Annotated in this window: 19 protein-coding genes and 1 other annotated feature (1 of these 20 cut by a window edge); of the genes, 3 read left to right on the forward strand and 16 right to left on the reverse strand. The window is 52.2% G+C overall.

Annotation, left to right across the window (positions count from 1 at the left end; genetic code table 11):
- Positions 1-29: a sequence feature (ribosomal protein L20 leader region), on the reverse strand (it extends 97 nt beyond the left edge of the window).
- A 92-nt stretch (positions 30-121) separates the two neighbouring features.
- The 5 genes from thrS to araD all read right to left on the reverse strand — a co-directional run bounded on the left by thrS (position 122) and on the right by araD (position 6,393).
- Positions 122-2,059: a threonine--tRNA ligase gene (thrS, locus tag PUP29_RS05200; RefSeq protein ID WP_079546828.1), complete on the reverse strand. Its 1,938-nt coding sequence runs from the start codon at positions 2,057-2,059 to the stop codon at positions 122-124.
- A 68-nt stretch (positions 2,060-2,127) separates the two neighbouring features.
- Positions 2,128-3,504 (reverse strand): GTP pyrophosphokinase, encoded by a 1,377-nt coding sequence (locus tag PUP29_RS05205; RefSeq protein ID WP_079546827.1) that lies wholly within the window; start codon positions 3,502-3,504, stop codon positions 2,128-2,130.
- A gap of 44 nt (positions 3,505-3,548) precedes the next feature.
- Entirely contained in the window at positions 3,549-4,733 is a 1,185-nt protein-coding gene (nadE, locus tag PUP29_RS05210) for an NAD(+) synthase (protein ID WP_079546826.1), read from the reverse strand.
- A gap of 3 nt (positions 4,734-4,736) precedes the next feature.
- Entirely contained in the window at positions 4,737-5,726 is a 990-nt protein-coding gene (locus PUP29_RS05215; RefSeq protein ID WP_353423956.1) for a helix-turn-helix transcriptional regulator, read from the reverse strand.
- Positions 5,716-6,393, reverse strand: coding sequence for an L-ribulose-5-phosphate 4-epimerase AraD (gene araD, locus PUP29_RS05220; protein WP_079547843.1), 678 nt, complete (start codon positions 6,391-6,393; stop codon positions 5,716-5,718). Before araD ends, PUP29_RS05215 begins: the two co-directional genes overlap by 11 nt.
- A 201-nt stretch (positions 6,394-6,594) precedes the next feature.
- Here araD and PUP29_RS05225 point away from each other — a divergent pair, with 201 nt between their 5' ends.
- On the forward strand, positions 6,595-7,794 hold the full coding sequence (locus tag PUP29_RS05225) for an OFA family MFS transporter (protein ID WP_079546824.1): 1,200 nt from the start codon (positions 6,595-6,597) through the stop codon (positions 7,792-7,794).
- 45 nt (positions 7,795-7,839) lie between these two features.
- On the opposite strand, the gene PUP29_RS05230 is transcribed toward PUP29_RS05225, so the two are convergent.
- The gene (locus tag PUP29_RS05230) at positions 7,840-8,253 is read right to left on the reverse strand and encodes a PaaI family thioesterase (RefSeq protein WP_079546823.1); all 414 of its coding nucleotides are present in this window, start codon (positions 8,251-8,253) and stop codon (positions 7,840-7,842) included.
- A 161-nt stretch (positions 8,254-8,414) separates the two neighbouring features.
- Between PUP29_RS05230 and deoC the strand changes: the two genes are divergently transcribed.
- Positions 8,415-9,116 (forward strand): deoxyribose-phosphate aldolase, encoded by a 702-nt coding sequence (deoC, locus tag PUP29_RS05235; protein ID WP_079546822.1) that lies wholly within the window; start codon positions 8,415-8,417, stop codon positions 9,114-9,116.
- A gap of 122 nt (positions 9,117-9,238) precedes the next feature.
- Here deoC and PUP29_RS05240 read toward each other — a convergent pair whose 3' ends face one another.
- The 8 genes from PUP29_RS05240 to PUP29_RS05275 all read right to left on the reverse strand — a co-directional run bounded on the left by PUP29_RS05240 (position 9,239) and on the right by PUP29_RS05275 (position 17,349).
- The gene (locus PUP29_RS05240; RefSeq protein ID WP_079546821.1) at positions 9,239-10,501 is read right to left on the reverse strand and encodes an O-acetylhomoserine aminocarboxypropyltransferase/cysteine synthase family protein; all 1,263 of its coding nucleotides are present in this window, start codon (positions 10,499-10,501) and stop codon (positions 9,239-9,241) included.
- Positions 10,502-10,575: 74 nt separating this feature from the next.
- The gene (ymfI, locus tag PUP29_RS05245) at positions 10,576-11,310 is read right to left on the reverse strand and encodes an elongation factor P 5-aminopentanone reductase (RefSeq protein ID WP_079546820.1); all 735 of its coding nucleotides are present in this window, start codon (positions 11,308-11,310) and stop codon (positions 10,576-10,578) included.
- Positions 11,311-11,589: 279 nt separating this feature from the next.
- The gene (locus PUP29_RS05250; protein WP_353423957.1) at positions 11,590-13,491 is read right to left on the reverse strand and encodes a DUF2207 domain-containing protein; all 1,902 of its coding nucleotides are present in this window, start codon (positions 13,489-13,491) and stop codon (positions 11,590-11,592) included.
- Positions 13,492-13,633: 142 nt separating this feature from the next.
- Positions 13,634-14,200, reverse strand: coding sequence for a LemA family protein (locus tag PUP29_RS05255; protein ID WP_079546818.1), 567 nt, complete (start codon positions 14,198-14,200; stop codon positions 13,634-13,636).
- Positions 14,201-14,240: 40 nt separating this feature from the next.
- Complete coding sequence (locus PUP29_RS05260; RefSeq protein ID WP_079546817.1) at positions 14,241-14,585, reverse strand: cupin domain-containing protein; 345 nt, start codon at positions 14,583-14,585, stop codon at positions 14,241-14,243.
- A 65-nt stretch (positions 14,586-14,650) separates the two neighbouring features.
- On the reverse strand, positions 14,651-15,928 hold the full coding sequence (locus PUP29_RS05265) for a homoserine dehydrogenase (RefSeq protein ID WP_079546816.1): 1,278 nt from the start codon (positions 15,926-15,928) through the stop codon (positions 14,651-14,653).
- A 28-nt stretch (positions 15,929-15,956) separates the two neighbouring features.
- Complete coding sequence (locus PUP29_RS05270) at positions 15,957-16,718, reverse strand: type III pantothenate kinase (protein WP_079546815.1); 762 nt, start codon at positions 16,716-16,718, stop codon at positions 15,957-15,959.
- Positions 16,719-16,758: 40 nt separating this feature from the next.
- On the reverse strand, positions 16,759-17,349 hold the full coding sequence (locus PUP29_RS05275) for an ECF transporter S component (RefSeq protein WP_079546814.1): 591 nt from the start codon (positions 17,347-17,349) through the stop codon (positions 16,759-16,761).
- Positions 17,350-17,569: 220 nt separating this feature from the next.
- Here PUP29_RS05275 and PUP29_RS05280 point away from each other — a divergent pair, with 220 nt between their 5' ends.
- Positions 17,570-18,073 (forward strand): TspO/MBR family protein, encoded by a 504-nt coding sequence (locus PUP29_RS05280; RefSeq protein WP_079546813.1) that lies wholly within the window; start codon positions 17,570-17,572, stop codon positions 18,071-18,073.
- Positions 18,074-18,110: 37 nt separating this feature from the next.
- On the opposite strand, the gene crcB is transcribed toward PUP29_RS05280, so the two are convergent.
- Positions 18,111-18,479, reverse strand: a complete 369-nt coding sequence (crcB, locus tag PUP29_RS05285; protein WP_079546812.1) for a fluoride efflux transporter CrcB — start codon at positions 18,477-18,479, stop codon at positions 18,111-18,113.
- Positions 18,476-18,763 (reverse strand): hypothetical protein, encoded by a 288-nt coding sequence (locus PUP29_RS05290; RefSeq protein ID WP_079546811.1) that lies wholly within the window; start codon positions 18,761-18,763, stop codon positions 18,476-18,478. The genes crcB and PUP29_RS05290 overlap by 4 nt, the downstream gene beginning before the upstream one ends.
- Positions 18,764-19,038 lie beyond the last annotated feature (275 nt).

A 19,038-nucleotide genomic window follows, 5' to 3' on the forward strand; every position in this document is an offset into this window, starting at 1 on the left:
TGAGAAGCGGGCAGCCTCTGCTTTGTTTTAACGTTATTACTATATCATGCGCTTGGCATAGTGTCAAGCAAAAATACGGCTATATGCATTTTATACTTTTCCATGCCGCCCTGCGGCTGCATCAGAAAATCGTCTTTTCCCGATCCTGCCGTACCGCCATCTCCAGAAAATCATCCTGCGTCATGCTGCCGATCTCTCCTTCGCCGCGTCGGCGTACTGCAAACGTGCCGCCCGTGATCTCCTTTTCCCCGGCAACCAGCATGTAGGGGATTCGTTCATTCCGCGCTTCGCGTATCTTGTAGCCTATTTTTTCCTGACGGTCATCCACCGTGACGCGCAGGCCCGCGGCCCGCAGCCGCTGTGCATATTCGTGGCAATAGGCCGCCGCCGCTTCTGTAATGTTCATCAGACGAACCTCCTCGCTCATCATCCACATTGGCAGCGCGCCCGCATATTTTTCAATCAGCATAGCAAGCGTACGTTCATAGCAGCCGATCGAGGAACGGTGGATGATATACGGCGTTTTTTTCTGTCCGTCCCGGTCCACATAGGTCATCTGGAACCGTTCCGCGAGTGAGAAATCGATCTGCACCGTAAACAGCGTATCTTCCTTGCCGAATACGTTTTTGAACTGGATATCGAGCTTCGGGCCATAAAACGCAGCCTCTCCGTCCGCCTCATAATACTTGAGGCCGGTATGGTCGAGAATCTGGCGCATCGCATCCTGCACACGTTCCCACTCCGCTTCGTCTCCGACATATTTTTCCTTATTGTTCGGATCCCATTTGGAAAAACGATAGGTCACGTCCTTTTCGATCCCGAGCACACCCATATTGTATTTGATAAGGTCGAGCACGCCCATAAATTCATCCTCGAGCTGTCCCGGCGTACAAATGATATGTCCCTCCGAAAGCGTAAACTGGCGTACACGGATGAGGCCGTGCATCTCGCCCGACGCTTCATTGCGGAACAGGGTGGACGTTTCCCCGTAGCGGATCGGAAGATCCTTATATGAATGATGCTCCGCGTTGTAGACCGTATATTGGAACGGGCATGTCATCGGACGCAGTGCGAGCACTTCGTCGTCCTTTTCCTCGTCGCCCAGCACGAACATGCCTTCCTTGTAGTGGTCCCAATGCCCCGATATCTTGTAGAGGTCGCTTTTTGCCATGTACGGCGTTTTGGTGAGCACATAGCCGCGCCGTTCTTCTTCATCCTCCACAAAGCGCTGCAAAAGCTGGATCGTTTTCGCGCCCTTGGGCATTAAAAGAGGCAGCCCCTGTCCGACCACCGGGCTGGTGGTGAAATAGTGAAGCTCACGGCCCAGCTTGTTGTGGTCGCGTTCTTCCGCTTCTTTCAGCTTTTGCAGGTGCTCGTCCAGCTCCTTCTGCGTCGGAAATGCGATACCATAGATGCGGCGGAGCATCTTGTTCTTTTCGTCGCCCCGCCAATACGCGCCCGCTGTCCGCAGGAGCTTCGGCACTTTTACCCTGCCGGTTGCCGCCGCATGCGGCCCCGCGCACAGGTCGGTAAAATCTCCCTGCTCATAGAAGCTCAGCACCGCGTCCTCGGGCAGGTCCTCAATGAGCTCTACTTTATAGGGCTCTCCCGCTTCTTTCATTTTCGCGATCGCTTCCGCGCGCGGAAGCGTATATTTCGTAAGCGGGATATTTTCCGCCACGATCTTTTTCATTTCCTTTTCGATTTTGGCAAGGTCATCGTTTGAAAAGGGCTTTTCCGTATCGAAATCATAATAGAATCCACTGTCTGTCGCCGGACCGATCGCCAGCTTCGCATCCGGATACAGGCGCTTTACCGCTTGTGCGAGCACATGGGACGCCGTATGCCAAACCGCTTTTCTGCCCTCCTCGTCGCCGAACGTCAGGATCTCGAGCGCAGCGCCATCCGTCGGAACCGCCGTGAGTTCCGTGACTGTACCGTCGATTTTTGCCGCTACTGCGGATTTGCCCAGTTTCTGACTCAGCTCTTTTGCGATCTCAAGAGCGGTCATGCCATCCTTAAATTCCTTGACGCTGCCGTCAGCCAGTTTGATTTTCATTGCCTCTCGTCCTCTTTTTCAATTATTTGCATTTCTTTTACAATCTTACTGCCACACAGGGCCTTTTGTCAATTTCGCGTTTCCAGATTGACACTGTTGTTCAGATACAGAAAATAGATGGATTTCTCTTTATTCCAGTCCGGATTGTCCTTGATGATATTGGATACCGTTTTTTTCAGGGCGCGTGTCATTTCGAGAATCCCCTCTTCGTGCAGCAGGGTGATATCCGCGTGACGGCGGAACACATAGCCCATTTCCGAGAGCAGATCCGCCTTGATCTTCTTCGCCGTTTCCGACGGGAATACTTCCCCGAGGCGGTGCAGCTCCGAATTCGCCGTCAGTCTCCCCTTATAGTATCGGATAAACGTCTCGAGCGCGTCGATCCGGCTGCCGCGCTCCAGTTCGAACAGGATCATACAGTAAAGATGCCAGTTGAAATCCACGTTCATCAGCTTTTGGATCGTCGTCCCTACCGTATCGATAAACGGATCGCCTGTATTGAATTCACGCTCGAGCTGAAGCGATTCGCGGAAATTGAGCTCTTCGCCGCTCATCGTTCCTGTGATATAAAACATCTCCGTCATAACGCGCCCGTAATCCTCCATCTGCGCCGCGTTGTTCACGATGAAAATGTAATCGACGATGCTGTCGCAGCTGTCCTTGAACTGCACGACGAAGCCGAGGTCGTTTTTCATCTTACGCGCGATGGTATCGTGGATCAGCTTGCTGATGATATTCTGGATATTCTCCTTGCGGTAATGCAGCTTGGAGTTGTTATCGCGCTTATACCGCTTATACAGCACATGGAGCTGATGATCGACAAGGTTCAGGTTCTCCTTGATAGAAACCATGTTCTCAATGACCTGCTGTTCTACCATGAAGTAGGAAGGATTTTTATAGATGATCTTATGCTCGATATCGCCCCAGAACATGTTGACCATCGATTTGATCTGCACTTCAAAGTTGACGCGTATCTCGTCCTCTTCTCCCTTATGGTCTTCATAGCGCGCGTCTATTTTATAAATATCGAAGCCGTTTTTCTGTTTCGCCGGCTGTTTTTCGTTCAGCTTGAAGCGCATTTTGGGGAACTTATCGTTATAATAAAAAATTTGGTCGTCCGTCCGGTTGAACAGCTTGAGCATAAGCGAATAGACGTAGGCCTCGTCGTCGTTGAATTTGCACTCGATGCGCAGGCCGATGATATCCTGTATATTGGCGACGATCTCCTCTTTTGTCGTATGCAGGCGGTAGTAGCTGTTGCGTATCAGCTTTTCCCGCACGCTCTCCGGCTCCTTTACCCGGTAAGAGATATTCAGCGTATATTCTGAATTTTTACATACCGCTTCTTCCATCATGTGCTTCAGGTCATGCGCAATATTTTTATATTTATATTGTATGGTCTCGTAATAATCGACCACTTCGTCCACATACTTGAAAATATCCATAATTTTCCCCTTTTACCGTTTTTGGCAGGCCTCCGCCCCTCTTTTTATTTTTTTACTTTTGTCAGACAGTCTTTCAGGAGCGTAACCTGATACCGGCTGTTCATCAGGTGCAGCAGAATGCGCCGGAACGTATCGTCCACCTTGCCGGAGACCACCACGTCCATTTCAAGATTATCCGCCAGCCGTCCGAATTCTTTGTTCACTCCGCCGTCTCCGTCGGGCGCAAAGCAATTATAATGCGCGACCGGCGTATTGACTGTCTTTTTGATCTCATGATAAAACGCATCTTCAAGCCGCCCGTCTGTTACATAAAGCACATTCTGCTCCGGATGTGCGTTGATATAGGCGATCGTACTTTTTTCCACCCGCTGCTCGTCCGCATGGCCAATATGGATATGCGTGACCGGCTTTACCGGCGAATATTCATCTTTCAGCGACGCGGCCATCGCGCGCTTATGCGCAGAGCGGTCGTATGCTGCTTCGAGCTTTTCCCGTACGCTGTCTTCGATCACATGCCCTTTCAGATATGCACAGATATCCGTATAGCTTATCCCGAGCTCTTCTTCATCCGTTGCGGATATCCCAAGGCCTGCGGCGGGCTGCTTATCGAGCACAGCCTGCGGCGCGCCGAAAGTTTTCGCCATATCATAAATATCGTCCTTTACAAGCTCCTGCAGTGGATTGAAATCGCTCCCGCCGTCCCCGTATTTTGTATAGAAGCCTGTGATCGCCTCCGTCGCATGGTCTGTTCCGGCAACGAGCATCCCTTTCGCGAGCGCGTATTGGTACATCATGCGCAGCCGGGGCTGGAGATTTCCGAGCGTATAGGCGTCCTGCGAAAAGCCCTGCGCGGCAGAGAGGTCTTCTACCGCGCCCCGGTAGCCGCCCGCGATGGAAACCGTATCGCATACCGTCTGCGGATTGATTTGCCTGATTTGCCGCGCACAGGCCTCAGCGTCCTCAAAATCGCTCTGTGTTCCGTTCGGAAGGAGCACGATATACATTTTTTTCCCTTCCTCTGCGCAGGCCTGCGCACACAGCGCCGCCGCAAGAAAGCTGTCTATCCCGCCCGAAACGCCCAGCACCACGCCTCCGGCGTGAGCCCTGTTTAAATAACGCCGCACGAAATCCACCGTCTGTGCTCTTTTCGTTCGGATATATGCTTCCTGCCCCTGACCATCACGTTTAAAATCAGGAGAGAGGGTATTCAATATCTGTCTCTGTTTCATTGGTTACTCCTTCCCGTATAAAGCGCTCATGCGCTCCACTTCCTCTTTCAGTTCCTTTTTCAGCCTGTCCGGCGCGAGCACCTCAGCCTGCCCGCCGAAAGAAAGCAGCCAGCTTTTCAGGTCCGGCGTGACAGCCGCTTTTTTCTCAAATAAGATCGAGCCTTCGTTTTCTTCTATACGGTCCGCCTTGCGCGCATGATATTCCCGAACGAGGCGCGCCGCGTCTCCTGTGAACCGTATTCGGATATCGCAAAGCTCCTCTCCCGCCAGTTTATCGAACCGCGTTTTACGGTATTCCTCATAAAAGCGCTGCGGGGGCGTGAATGTCTCATCTGTGAGCTCCGCCGCTATAATGCGCGATACGCGCAGATCGCGCACCGCCTGCCGCAGATGGCAGAAGCCCAGCGTGTGCCAGCAGCCCTCGCGTATTTCAAGCACGTATGGGTCGAATACGCGCTGCGCCGTCTCACCCGAGGAAAAAGAACGATAGGTGAGCCGCAGGCTGCGGGACGCTTCAAGCGCCTCCTGCACAAGCGCCAAGACTTCCTCATCCGCCGGATCGTCGCCTGCTTCCGGAACGATCTTGATCATTTTTTTCACATTTTCTATCGCGCTGCGCGATAGGCCGGGCAGCTTATCCAATATCCTCCGTATAATCGTAAGAGCATCCTTTGCCATACCGAGAGAGCGATAGGTCTTCAGGACCTGTTCCGTAAAATACAGCGACACGATCTCCGCAATGGAAAAATCAATATCTGAAAGGGCGTATTTATCCGCCTTATAGACGAGCCTCCCATCATGCTCTTCCTCGTACACAAAGAAATTCTGTGAAATATAATCCATATCCCGCGCGACCATACGGCGCGTTGCGTCGATATCCGCCATACGCTTCAGGCTGTCGATGATCTCGGTAATCGTATATCCGCTCTTTCTTTGCGAGAGCAGCGACAGGATAAAAAGCTGCCGCTCCGTCGAGGTGGACTTATTGCTCATTCCGCCCTCCCTGTTTTCTTTGTACATGCTTTTCGATCAGATACGTATTCATATCCGTATCCGTATTGAGCCGCAGCGTATAGAACGCCATTTCCGCTACATATTCGAGCGCCACCGCATTATCTACCGTTTCATGGATGCTCTGTCCCCAGACGAACGGCCCGTGGCTTTTGACGAGCACCGCCGGTGTGGTCATTGGGTCTTTCAGAGTAAAAGCATCCGCAATGATACGGCCCGTATTTTTTTCATAGTCCTTTGCGATCTCTTCCGGGCGCATCGTGCGTGTGACGGGGATATCGTATTTAAAATAATCCGCATGCGCCGTGCCGAGATTGGGAATGCTCTTCCCGGCCTGCGCGAACACCGTCGCCCACTTGGAATGGGTATGCGCAACGCTCATGACCTGCGGGAACGCCTTATAGATCTCCAGATGCGTAAATAGATCGGAGGTCGGCGCGTGCGTTCCCTCCAGTATTTTCCCGTCCATATCGCAGACGATCAGATCGTCCGGCCGGAGAAGCGCGCTCGCCGTCCGCCGCGGTTTGATGACAATATACCCTGTATTCTCGTCTTTCGCCGATATATTACCCCAGCGCAGGGTAACAAGCCCGTTTTTTGCAAGCTCCTGATTCGCTTTATATACTTCTATTTTGATTCCTTCCAGCATATCGTCTTCTGTCCTCTTTTTCGTTGCCGTCCGGCTCTTCCGCCTATTCCTTATTTTACATCCTGCCGCCTGAATCCACAAGAGGCCCCCGCACCCGAAAAAATATTCCCGCCCGTAAAATGCGCCCGGCAGCGTTGCTTTTCCTGCTGAAATCGTCTATTATTATGTTAGCATATTAAAATACGCTTTCGGAGGTACCCTATGAAAGAAAACAAGGCTCTCCCCCTGATTGCCGGTGCAGTCATCCAGCTCTGTATTGGGATCATCTATATTTGGAGTATTTTCCAGCCCTCCGTCATGGAATATTATTCATGGAGTGCAGCGGACGCTTCCGTGACCTTTTCGATCATGCTCGCAACTTTCGTCCTCGGCATCGTGCTCGGCGGGCGGCTGGGCGATAAAAAAGGACCGCGGCCTGTTGTATTTCTCGGCGGCCTCCTGTTTTGCGCAGGTATTTTCCTCTCGTCCCTCGTTCCAAAGGATATGCCCCAGCTGATTTGGCTGTTCTACGGCGGGCTTGCAGGCTTTGGCGTAGGAGCGGCCTATACGTCTACGATCTCCTGCGCGCAAAAATGGTTCATGGACAGAAAAGGGTTCGCAACGGGCGTGATCGTCTGTACGTTCGGCGCTTCCACCGTTGTGTTCACTCCAGTCGCAAACACGCTGCTGAAAGCCGTCGGCGTCTCGCAGACATTTTTGACCCTTTCGCTTATTTTCCTCGCCGTGCTTCTTATTTTCGGTTGGTTCGTCAAAAATCCCTCCAAAGGATATATGGAGCGTTTCGAGACAAAGCTGCCCGATCTTTCCGCGCAAAAACAATATACGCCCGGCGAGGTCCTCAAAACAAAATATTATTACTTTATTTTCTTCAGCATGCTGCTTTTAACCCCCGCTTATTTTATCATCAATCCTTTGCTGAAATCGTTGGGAGAGCTGCGCAGCCTCACGGAAGCCGCGGCGCTTGCCGGCGTGATGGCTACAGGTATGGCCTCCGCCGCCGGCAGACTGCTCGCTCCATGGCTGTCCGACCGTCTCGGCCGCAGGAACGTATTGTTCCTTTTGTATGGTATCACGCTCGTGAGTATTTTGCTTCTGACCTTTGCGCAAAGCTATTTCTTCATCGTACTCATCGCGCTTATATCGTTTGCATTCGGCGGGAGCGCCGGAGTCTACCCTGCCGTGACGGCTGATTATTTCGGCATCAAAAACAACGGCACGAATTACGGCCTCGTCATGATCGCGTTCGCCGCCTCCGGCCTCATGTTCCCTGCGATCGCGACCGTCGTAACGCCGAGCGGCATCCCGACGGCATGGACGTTCCTCGTTCCGGCGATCGCATCCGTTGCCGGTATCTTCGTAACACTGGCTCTGAAACGCGATGCAGCAAAAAAGCCCGCTTGACCGGATAATAAAAGAACGGGAGTGCTGAGATGCTCCCGTTCTTTTTTATTTCTCAGGCAGGCCGATGCTGCCTCCCTTGATATAGCCGGACGTCGTCATGAACGCTACCGGCGTTTCGAGCTCATCTGTGATCTCGACCTCATACAGACAGGTCTTTCTCGTCGCCGCCTTTTCTCTCGCGCGGGCGATCAGCAGTTTCCCTTTCGGCGGGCGCACATAGGTGATATTATTATTCAGAGAAACAACGTTCCCGTGCCGGCAGTTCGCGGCGACCGCGAACGCAAAATCTGCAATCGTAAAAATCATTCCGCCCTGCACCACATTTCCTGCGTTGAGGTGCATTTCCCTGATCTTCGCAACGCACTCGCACGCCCCGGCTTCCGCGCTTTTGATCTCGATCCCGGCTGCCTGAACGAATCTGTCCTGCCTGAAAAATTCCTTAACTGCTTCAATGTTCATTTTTGATGCTCCGTTTCTATTTTTGTTCCGCTTTCATTATACAGCAAAATATAGAAAATTTCTTACTTTTATTCATTGACAACACCGGGGTCCACGGTCTATGATAATACTGTTTTAGGCATCAGCCGCTAAATTCGACCTGAATATCGGAGGATCACGCTATGGTTTCTTTGGAAACTCTACCGAATATGATTGACATTACTGCAGTTGCCGCGGATACGCGCCTGTCGGACGTAGACCGCATCTGTGATATCGCAAAAGCGTATCATTGTGCTTCTACGATCACCCTGCCCTGTTATTTTTCCCGCACGCTGAAGAATACGATCGGCTACGACCTGCTGCACGGCTGTGTGACCGGTTTTCCTTTCGGCGGCGAGCTCACGTCCGCCAAAGTATACGAGGCCAAACAGCTCGAGCTTTTAGGCGCGCAGGAGATCGATATGGTCATGAATATAGGCGCTTTTCTTTCAGGGAATCTGAAATATACCAAACAGGACATTTCAGCAGTATGCGACGCCGTAAAGATCCCCGTCAAGGTCATTATCGAGACGGCGCTTTTGACGGATGAACAAATCGCGCGGGCGGCAGAGCTCGTCGCGGGCGCAGGGGCGCCGTGGGTCAAAAGCAGCACCGGATTTCAGGGAAAGCCTACTACAGTAGAAATGGTCCGCATCATGAAAGACGCGGTAGGAGATACCGTAAAAGTAAAAGCCTCGGGCGGCATCCGCAGCCTCGATACGCTTCTTGAAATGGCCGATGCAGGAGCGGAGCGTTTTGGTCTCGGCGTACGCGGCTGCGACGGGATATTGCGGGAGCTCGATCAAAGGCTCGGCCGGGAAAATATGATCGGTCAAAAAGAATGAGCAAATCAAAAAAGCCGTTTGGAAAACGGCTTTTTTATTGAACTCCGCGGAGGAAGATGCCGTTTTCATCCAGAAAGCGTCTTCCTCTTGCTTTTCGTGCAGGAAACAAACCGGACAACTTTTCAGCGAACGGCCCGAAATCCTTTTTCCAGATCTTTGATGATATCATCAATATTCTCTATACCGACCGATAGGCGTATCATGCCGGGCGTGATGCCTGCGGCGATCAGCTGTTCATCCGAAAGCTGCCTGTGTGTCTCGCTTGCGGGATGCAGTACACAAGTCTTGACTGTCGCTACATGTACTACATTCGAGGCAAGCTCGAGGCTATCCATAAACTTCACGGCCGCTTCGCGCCCCTCTTTGAGGGAAAAGGACACGACGCCGCTCGCACCTTTCGGCAAATATTTCTGCCCCAGCCCGTAGTACCGGTCATCTTTGAGTCCCGGATAATTGACCTCCTCCACTTCCGGTTGTGCCGCGAGAAACTCTGCCGCCGCCTGCGCATTCGCGCTGTGACGTTCCATGCGAAGCGCAAGTGTCTCAAGGCCAAGATTCAGCAAAAATGCCGCATGCGCAGTCGGACTCGCGCCGATATCACGCATGAGCTGCGCACGCGCCTTGGTGATATAGGCAAGCTTTCCGAATGTCTCCGTATAAGTCACGCCATGATAGCTCTCGTCCGGCTGCGTGAGTCCCGGATAATCCTTCCAGTCGAAATTGCCGCTGTCGACGATCGCCCCGCCAAGCTGTACCGCATGACCGTCCATATATTTGGAGGTAGAATGCGTCACGATATCGGCGCCGAATTCAAAGGGCCGGCACAGGACGGGCGTGGCAAACGTGTTATCCACGATCAGCGGCACGCCGTGCCGGTGCGCAAGTCCCGCAAAACGCTCAATATCAAATACACTAATGGCCGGGTTGGCGATCGTTTCTCCGAATACAAGCTTCGTATTTGGCCGGAAAGCTTTTTCAAGCTCGCTGTCCGGCGCATTCTGATCTACAAATGTGCACTCGATCCCCAGCTTTTCCAGCGTCACGCCAAACAGGTTGATCGTACCGCCATATACCTCGGAAGCGCAGATCATGTGATCCCCTGCACCCATAATATTAAGGAGCGCGATCATATTGGCAGCCTGTCCGGAGGAGGTACACATACAGCCCACGCCGCCCTCAAGCGCCGCGATCTTCTCTTCCACGAAGCCGACCGTCGGGTTTGCGAGGCGTGTATAAAAATAACCCTCTGCCTTGAGATCGAAAAGGTCTCCGATATGTTCTGTCGAATCGTAGTTAAAGGTCGTGCTTTGGTAGATCGGAAGCGCATGTGCTTCTCCGTTTTTAGGCTTCCAGCCTTCATGCAGGCATTTTGTCTCTATCTTCATATCCATTCTCCCGCTTTTACTTTTTGCTTTTATTGTACTCCTTTTGGACTGAAAGTCCAGCGTCAAAACGCTTTTTAAATGACGAGCCCCCCGTTCGGACTCAATATCTGTCCTGTTATGAACCTTCCTCCCTCTCCCGCGAGGAATACCGCTGCCTGTGCGATATCGTCCGGTGTGCCGAGGCAGCCGAGCGGCGTTTCTTCTGCAAGCTCCTGCCGGGCGGCTTCGTCAATGCCGGCGAGCATATCCGTTTCGACCACACCGGGCGCAATGCAGTTGACGCGTATGCCGGACGGCCCCGCTTCCTTTGCAAGCGCTTTCGTGAAGCCAATAACTGCCGCTTTGGCTGCGGAATAATGTACTTCGCATGATGCGCCGGCTATTCCCCAAATCGACGAGAGATTGATGACACATCCCTGTTTACGGCTGATCATATCCGGAAAGACCGCCCGCGTACACAGGAACATTCCTTTTACGTTGATATCGAATATCCGCTGCCAATCTGCTTCGGTAATATCCGTAAATAGCTTTTGCTGCGCGGCCCCCGCATTGTTGACCAGAACGGTCACGTTCCCGAACCGTTCCCTGACCTCGCCGTACATACGCGCGACCTGTACGGCATCGGAAACATCCGCCTGAAATATCCCAGCGCTGACATGCAGGTCTTTTAGCTCGCAAAGCAGCGAATGCGCGGCCTCTTTATTCGTATGATAATTTGCCGCGACACACCAGCCTGCTTTTCCAAACGCAAGAGCACATGCCCGGCCGATCCCGCGCGAGGCCCCTGTGATAAGGACTGTTCCTTTCATAACTGTCACTCCAAAGTTTCTAATTGTTTACTGCATCCCCGATCCGATGGCCGCAAAACGGCGAAGCGAGCAAAGGGGTGCGCTGTTAACGCCTTTGCCGGGGTCCCCGTACGAACCCAGCGTAAGCGGTTCGGGTGGGGAAAAGGATGCCTGTAATTCCAAGAGCGCAAGCGAAAGCGCCGCGCGATTGGAAAAATAAAGGTATGCAGAGCTGCAGCCGCCGGAAAGGCGAAGCTTTACCGTAAAACGGTAAAGCGAGCAAAGAGGCGCGCTGCGACGTCACCAGCTCCCGCCTCCGCCGCCGAAGCCGCCTCCGGAAAATCCGCCGCCGGAGAAGCCGCCTCCGCCGCCGATCCCTCCTCCGAAATCGCCGTTTCCGCCGGAATTCTTAACCGCCATCATGCTCTGCTGCGCATAATAGAGGTTGTGGGAAAGCATATTCGCAAACAGTACCGTCGTAAAGACCGAGCCGTTATATCCGTAATACCAATCCGGCGGCTCGACCGCGATGCTCTCGAACTGCTTCGCCCATTTGTCGGTCACACCCAGCACATAAGCATAGGGAAGAATATTGTAAAAATAATGCGGGTCGCTTTCCACCAGCATTTCCAGCTTATCCGCTTCCACTGTTTCGATAAAATGCTTAAGTCCGAGGATACGGCCCGCCCAATCAGCGCCGCGCTTTGTCCGTCTGCGCATCTGCGTCGCAAGGACCATACCTGCAAGCGAAGCCGCCGCAGGCACGAGCGCCCATGTGCTGAAGCTATCGATACTGAACAACAGGAGCACGCCCAGCCAGCCTGCGATCAATACGATATTGAGAATCATCGCTCCTGTTTTGGAGGCCAGCTTTTCCGACTTCCATTTATTGATATTTCTGCACAGCATCGAAACGAAAGCGCAGCCGAATACACATGCAACGACACCCGAAAACACCGCTGTAAATAGGTCGAACTCTTCCATATAGTTGCCGAACAGGAACATCAGGACTGCCGGAAGCACGGCAAAAAAGCACGCCGCCGTTTGCCGCGGCCCGGAGCCTTTTGTAAACACAAGGTTCTCCTCTGTCCTGTATTTATCCCGAATGCGGTCTTTTACGGCCGAGACCGTAGACGCAAAATGATACCGCATATCTTTCAGACGTACGCTTTCCCGCCCGCTGAACATTTTATCAAACAGAATACGCTCATAATCGTTCGCCTCCGCGGGCAGCTCCGATTTTTTACGGAAACGCAGCTCTTCTTTTTCTTCCTGATAGATCTCGATGATACCCTTGTCGGCCCAATAGATAAGCAGGGATACGGCGTCCCGGTCTTCTACGATCCCGTCTATGATATAGCCGACATCCGCAGGATTCATACCTTCCGGCGGATAAAATTCCACCGTCTGTATCTCCCTGCGGCGCGGTCCCGCCGTAACATACAGCAGCACTATGACGCCAAGGGCAGCAAGCCCGCCGATGATCCACGGAAAAATCTGGCTGTGCGGGTCCCGCGCTCCCACATAATATCCGTCCGGCAGCTGAACAGCGACAGTCACTCCCTCGTAGGGTGCTATCGTCTGCGTCACCTCTCCCGCAATGCTCGTACCGTCTGCTGTGAATCGCAGTGCATCCGTATTATAGCCTGAGGTTCCATAGGCCCCCGTTGAAAATCCGATCTTCGAAGTATCGAATTCCTTCGGCATCTCTATCTCGAATGAAAAGTGTTCGATCGGCGCCGCCCATGCCGGTGCAACAAGGTTAAAATAGAATTCATCGAACTCCTCATGTCCATCATCGCCCGGGTCAAACAGATAACCAAAGGTATAGGTATGCCTGCCTGTTACATACGAATCCGGATCACCTATCTTTATCAGAAACGTATCGCCGCTTTTTTCTGTACTATACTGCCGCTGTGCGTGCACGTCGCTCACAAGGACCTGATAGGTGTCTCGATAGCTTTTCCCTTCATATTCACGCGTAAGCTCCGCCTTCGTCGGGATATCCACACGCAGGCCATGGGCAGGCGTAAGCCAGTTTACCGTCATGGTATCTTCTATACTGTATGTATTGTTTTCGTGCACCGTGATCTTCCGGTGATAGTCCTCGATGACATAATCAGCGTCTGCTGCAAACCCCGTCGAAACAAACGACAGGCACAGCAGAAGCACTATGACGAGGCCGGTTAAAAATTTTTTCATATTAGTTCCCTTATGATGGGGCCGCATACGATTCCTGTTCCTGCCGGATGCGGTCCGCATTTTAGGCCGATACAGGCCCTTTTATGTGCTTATATAAAACCGCAGCCGCTTTGCGGCTGCGTATTTCCATAAGCGATATTCTTTAAAACTGCACCTTCACATTTTCGCGCTCTGCCGCGTTCTCCACTTCATACATCGGCTGCTTCGTGAAATTGAACTTCCGCGCGATAAAGCGTGTCGGGAAAGTCTCAAGCTTGGTATTGAACATTCTCACGTTCGCATTATAATACTTGCGCGCGTTTGCAAGGTCTGTTTCCACCATATTAAGCTGGTTCTGCAAATCGAGGAAATTCGTATTCGCTTTCAGGTCCGGATACGCTTCCGCAACTGCAAACAGGCTTCTGAGCGTACCGGAAAGAATATTCTCGTTTGCAAGCCTCTCTTCCGTCGTTGCCGAGCTTGCCACGCTGTTGCGCGCTGCGGTCACTTCATCGAGCGTTCCCCGTTCATGCGCCGCATAGCCCTTTACCGTTTCCACAAGGTTCGGGATCAGGTCGAACCTTTTTTTGAGATATACATCGATTGTCGCCCACGCTTCTTCGATGCTGTTTTTCATTTTGATGAAGCTGTTGTACGCCGTGATATACCAAATCACGATGATAACAACGACAGCTACGACAGCAATAATGAGCCACGTCCACCATTCCATTCTGTTTCTCCTTTCGTCGGTACAGCTTTCTCTGCAGGCGTTATCCTTTTACGATGATCGCATGGAACACAAGCGTTCCGTCTCCCGTGTTCTTAAGTCCGTGCATTTCCCCGTCATAGCAGACCGTTACATCGCCCGCTTTTACGGCAACGGTCTTTCCGTTGTCATTATATTCCCCGCTGCCTTCCGTAAGGCAATAGATTTCCGCTTCTCCGTGATGCGGATGGTCACTCACCGTTGCACCCGGCTCGAGCGTGATCGTTGTGAGCAGTTCAAGATTCGGACACATTTCGGCTCCGTCCAGCCAGTGATAAAGCTGCGCCTTTCCCTCGCCGTTTCCGCCCAGCTTATCCGCATTTACTGCTTCATGTTTTCCAATTACCATTTCGATTCTCCTTTCATAATTCCGGCAGGCTGCGTGCTTTGCAGCGGCCGCCCCCTCTTCTACTGCTATTTTTCCACCCGGATGCAGTTGACAGTTCCAACGACTGCCTCAAGCTCCTGTATCTCTTTTACTGCATCCCTAAGGTCCTGTTCATGCGCCTTATGCGTCACCAAAATGAGCGGCGCGCTCTCTTCGCCCGGCTTTGCGCCTTTCTGGATGACGCTTTCAATGCTGACGTCATGCTTTCCGAATATCCCCGCTATCTTTGCGAGCACACCGGGCTTATCCTGCACATCGGTGCGGATGAAATATTCTGTGATCCAATCGTTATTGAATTTCACCTGATCTGCTTCATACCTGTTGTCAAATGTCGCATAACGCGGATGACCGGCATTATGCACGGCATAGACCATGTCGGATACAAGAGCGCTCGCAGTCGGGAAATCGCCCGCGCCCTTTCCATACCACATCATTTCCCCTACAGCGCTGCCATCGATGAAAATCGCGTTGAACGAGCCCTTGATGTTCGCGAGCGCATGCTCCTTCGGGATCATCGTAGGATGTACGCGTACCTCGATGCTGCCGTCTGCATCCTTTTTTCCGATAGCGAGCAGCTTGACCACATAGCCAAGCTCCCGCCCGATCGCAATGTCCGCTTTCGTCAGCTTTGTGATGCCCTCACAGTATATCTTATCCACCGGCACACGTGCATGAAATGCCATAGAGGCAAGAATGGAAAGCTTATACCGCGCATCGTAGCCCTCCACGTCGCTCTCCGGATTTGCTTCCGCATAGCCCAGCGCCTGCGCTTCTTTCAGCACATCGGAAAAATCGCGCCCCTCGTCGTCCATTTTAGTCAGGATATAGTTGGTCGTTCCGTTTACGATCCCATATACTTCCCTGATGCTGTTTGCCTGCATAGAATCGTTTAGCGCCCGCAGGATCGGTATTCCTCCCCCGACAGCCGCTTCAAAATAAAAGCCGGCTCCGCTGCGCTTTGCCGCCGCCTCAAGGTCCGGCCAGTTCTGCGAGATCATGTCTTTATTCGCAGAAACGACCGTCTTGCCCGCTTCAAGCGCTTTTAAAATAAACTCTTTGGCAGGATGCTGGCCACCCATCACTTCCGCAACGATCGATATCTCCGGATCGTTCACGATCTCGTCGATATCCTTGGCTTTCTTTTCTTCCGGCACATCTACCGCATAGGAAAGCGCAAGCGTCTTTTTGACCGTAAGGCGTATGCCGTCCTTGTGTTCGATATTCTTCTGTTCCTGTTCGATGAGCTGATAGATACCGCCGCCTACCGTACCCATTCCCAGAATCGCTATTTTTATGTCTTTCATAGCCGTAACTCCTTTTCCGGAAAACTGCTCAGCAGTTTTTCATATAAATCTTATTCAAACCGATCAGCGTGAGCGTCGGTATGATCTCGTCAATACAATTGGTCTCCTGCGCGATCAGCTCGGAAAAGCCGCCCGTCGCTACGACCTTTGCGCCGCCCATTTCGTCTTTCATTCGCTCGACGATATACTGCACCTGCCCGACATAGCCATAAATGATGCCCGCCTGCATAGACGTGACCGTCGTTTTATTGATGACCGTCTCCGGGCGTTTGAGTTCGATGCGCGGCAGCTTGGCTGCATTTTCCGTAAGCGCATCGGACGCGATGCGAAGCCCCGGGCATATCGCACCGCCGAGAAAATCCCCTTTTGCGGAGATCGCGCCGAAGCTCGTTGCCGTTCCAAAATCGATCGTAATGACCGGGCCGCCGAACAGCTCATAGGCGCCTACCGCGTTGACGATCCTGTCCGTTCCGAGCTCTTTTGGATTATCGTATTTGATATTGATCCCCGTTTTGATCCCCGGCCCGACGAACATAGGCTTCTTTTTAAAATATTCGCGCGACATGTGGTCAAGCGTGTAGTTGATAGACGGAATGACAGAAGAAATGATGATCCCGTCAATGTCCATCGGCGCATGGTCCAGATAATCAAAAAACTCTATCATCTGAATACCATACTGGTCCGACGTTGCGTCGATATCCGTCGTCATCCGGAAGGAATGTACGAGTACATTCCCCTCAAACATGCCGCATTTGATGTTGGTGTTGCCCACATCCATCACAAATATCATCTGCTGTAAAATCTCCTTTGAGCGCGGCTATCCGCGCGTTTTATTCGGCCGCCGTCTGTTTCGCGGACGCCCCCCTGCCAAGCGGCGGCACCGTCTTTCTCAGCGCGCGCACGATGGGCGGGCACAGGAGCGCCGCGACCACCGCCTCGATGATACCGTTGAGAAGCGCTACTGAAATAATGATCCCACTGGCCACGATGCCGGAAAAGAACGCATACAGAAATCCGAGGTACAGCACCGTGTTCGTCAGCGATCCTGCTACCGCCGCGACTCCAATATTGAGAAGCTCCCGCTTTGTATGCATCACACGGTATACCAGTGCGACCACAAGCGGGATCAAAAGACGCGGAACAATGATGTTGACCATCAGCAGCACCGGATCCGCGGCAAGCAGCGTCGGCCCGAATACGTCAGACGGTATTTTTGCGATGCTCGTGACCGCAAAAAGAGCTGCGAGCGCAAGACCCGCTTTCCAGCCCAACGTAAGCGTTCCGATAATGACCGGCAGACACATCAGTGTGATCACGATGCCGAAAGGCGTCTGGATATAACCGATCGGCGTGAAACCAAACAGCAGCGTTATGGCGATCAAAATCGCCGTCAGGGTCAGCGTTCTCGTTTTCTTATTCATTTGTTACCTCCGCTCAGGTTCCGCATACGGCGGATACCCTACATAAGTGAATTTTAATGGAAAAACCGTTTACCCGTGCGCTTCGCGGTTATCATTAAACTGCTTGCGCGATAGCGCCGGACAGATCTCCAATGATTTATTATAGCCCAGCTACGCGTTATATTGCAAGGAATTATCGAAGATTCCGGGATTCTTTTCCCGGAGAAAGAGAGGATATGCTATGTTTGTCATGACTTATAGTATGGAGGAACGAAAGCACGAAAAAAATATGCGCGTTTTCAGAATGATCGGCGCCGCCGCCGCAACTGCCGCCGGCGCTGTAATAGGCGGGCTCTCTACGGATACTTCGTCCGCATGGTATACGGGCCTTACACTTTCCCCGCTTCAGCCGCCGCCATGGGCTTTTGCCGCTATATGGACCGTTTTATATATCCTGCTGGCCGTTTCTTTTATCCGCATCGTTTCGAAACGCCGTATATGCAGGGCCGCTGCAGCCGGTTATATCATCAATATCATATTGAACGCGCTTTGGTCTCCCGTCTTTTTTCTTGCCCATGCGCCTCTGCCGGCACTTATCGTTATGGCCGCCCTGCTCGTGAATCTGTTCTTCCTGTTGCGCAGCGTTTTTTCAGAAGACCGTCCTGCCTTTGTTCTTCTGCTCCCCTATCTTATATGGCTTTGCATCGCGGCAGTCCTCAACGTTTCGATCCTCGCGCTCAACTGAATGCGCGGAGCTGCGCAAGAAAAGCGGCCGTTCCCCGTCATGAAAACGTACGGACCAGCAGTCTCCCGAGCCATGCCGCAAACACGCATGCCGCAGCAGACAACAAAATGTTCAGCAGCGCAAAAAGCAAATCGCCCTTTTCGAAAAGGCGCAGCGTTTCGAGTGAAAAAGTGGAAAACGTCGTAAACCCGCCCAGAACGCCCAGCATCACCATGCTCGAGAGCCGTTCGTCTATGTTCCACGCAAGCGTCATTTGATATACCAAGCCGATACAAAAGGATCCGATAAGATTCACAAGGAGTGTTCCCCACGGAAAATCTCCGGACAGTCCTTTTGTCAGCAGACTCATGCCATAACGTCCCACCGCGCCCGCAAAGCCTCCGAGGCCGATCAGCAGCACAGTCATGTTCTGCCGTCCTCTTTTTCTTCTGTTTTTTCCGCCTCATAGTCCGCATCCGGAATATTTTCCATATATCCGCTTTGTCCGCACTGCGGACAGAACAGCAAACGGTCCGTTCCCTGACGCGCCGCAAAAAATGTGCGCATTCCGGGCATCTTGAAGCGCGCGCCGCAATAGGGGCATTTAAAATGCCGTTTTGTTTGAATGCGGCAGTAAAGCGCGAGGCATACGATGAAAACGGCCAGCGTAGAGCATACCGTAATGATTCCAAACAGGCCAAGCCCAGTCATGATGGTACTCCTTTGTATGTTTTTGATTCCCATTCAGTATATCACATGCCGCGTCTCCGTAAAATCCGGTCCCCGGTATTTTGGAAAATAATCTTGAAATCCGCCTTTAAACTTGATATGATTGTGGCTGTAAGTGAATAGCGCGTTTTGCGGGTGTGGCGCCCCGCGCAAAAGAAACGCATCAAAGAAGGCGGGTTTTTTGACCAAAAAGGGTGGAACCGCGGAAGATGTTCTTTCGTCCCTGATCGATAGGGAGCGAAAGATTTTTTTTACAA

This window comes from Christensenella massiliensis (genome assembly GCF_040409835.1).
GTDB lineage: Bacteria > Bacillota > Clostridia > Christensenellales > Christensenellaceae > Christensenella > Christensenella massiliensis.

Bases quoted from the DNA above. Each gene is read 5' to 3' on its own strand.
- thrS (WP_079546828.1), bottom strand. From the start codon at position 2,059: ATGAAAATCAAACTGGCTGACGGCAGCGTCAAGGAATTTAAGGATGGC.
- PUP29_RS05205 (WP_079546827.1), bottom strand. From the start codon at position 3,504: ATGGATATTTTCAAGTATGTGGACGAAGTGGTCGATTATTACGAGACC.
- nadE (WP_079546826.1), bottom strand. From the start codon at position 4,733: ATGAAACAGAGACAGATATTGAATACCCTCTCTCCTGATTTTAAACGT.
- PUP29_RS05215 (WP_353423956.1), bottom strand. From the start codon at position 5,726: ATGAGCAATAAGTCCACCTCGACGGAGCGGCAGCTTTTTATCCTGTCG.
- araD (WP_079547843.1), bottom strand. From the start codon at position 6,393: ATGCTGGAAGGAATCAAAATAGAAGTATATAAAGCGAATCAGGAGCTT.
- PUP29_RS05225 (WP_079546824.1), top strand. From the start codon at position 6,595: ATGAAAGAAAACAAGGCTCTCCCCCTGATTGCCGGTGCAGTCATCCAG.
- PUP29_RS05230 (WP_079546823.1), bottom strand. From the start codon at position 8,253: ATGAACATTGAAGCAGTTAAGGAATTTTTCAGGCAGGACAGATTCGTT.
- deoC (WP_079546822.1), top strand. From the start codon at position 8,415: ATGGTTTCTTTGGAAACTCTACCGAATATGATTGACATTACTGCAGTT.
- PUP29_RS05240 (WP_079546821.1), bottom strand. From the start codon at position 10,501: ATGAAGATAGAGACAAAATGCCTGCATGAAGGCTGGAAGCCTAAAAAC.
- ymfI (WP_079546820.1), bottom strand. From the start codon at position 11,310: ATGAAAGGAACAGTCCTTATCACAGGGGCCTCGCGCGGGATCGGCCGG.
- PUP29_RS05250 (WP_353423957.1), bottom strand. From the start codon at position 13,491: ATGAAAAAATTTTTAACCGGCCTCGTCATAGTGCTTCTGCTGTGCCTG.
- PUP29_RS05255 (WP_079546818.1), bottom strand. From the start codon at position 14,200: ATGGAATGGTGGACGTGGCTCATTATTGCTGTCGTAGCTGTCGTTGTT.
- PUP29_RS05260 (WP_079546817.1), bottom strand. From the start codon at position 14,585: ATGGTAATTGGAAAACATGAAGCAGTAAATGCGGATAAGCTGGGCGGA.
- PUP29_RS05265 (WP_079546816.1), bottom strand. From the start codon at position 15,928: ATGAAAGACATAAAAATAGCGATTCTGGGAATGGGTACGGTAGGCGGC.
- PUP29_RS05270 (WP_079546815.1), bottom strand. From the start codon at position 16,718: ATGATATTTGTGATGGATGTGGGCAACACCAACATCAAATGCGGCATG.
- PUP29_RS05275 (WP_079546814.1), bottom strand. From the start codon at position 17,349: ATGAATAAGAAAACGAGAACGCTGACCCTGACGGCGATTTTGATCGCC.
- PUP29_RS05280 (WP_079546813.1), top strand. From the start codon at position 17,570: ATGTTTGTCATGACTTATAGTATGGAGGAACGAAAGCACGAAAAAAAT.
- crcB (WP_079546812.1), bottom strand. From the start codon at position 18,479: ATGACTGTGCTGCTGATCGGCCTCGGAGGCTTTGCGGGCGCGGTGGGA.
- PUP29_RS05290 (WP_079546811.1), bottom strand. From the start codon at position 18,763: ATGACTGGGCTTGGCCTGTTTGGAATCATTACGGTATGCTCTACGCTG.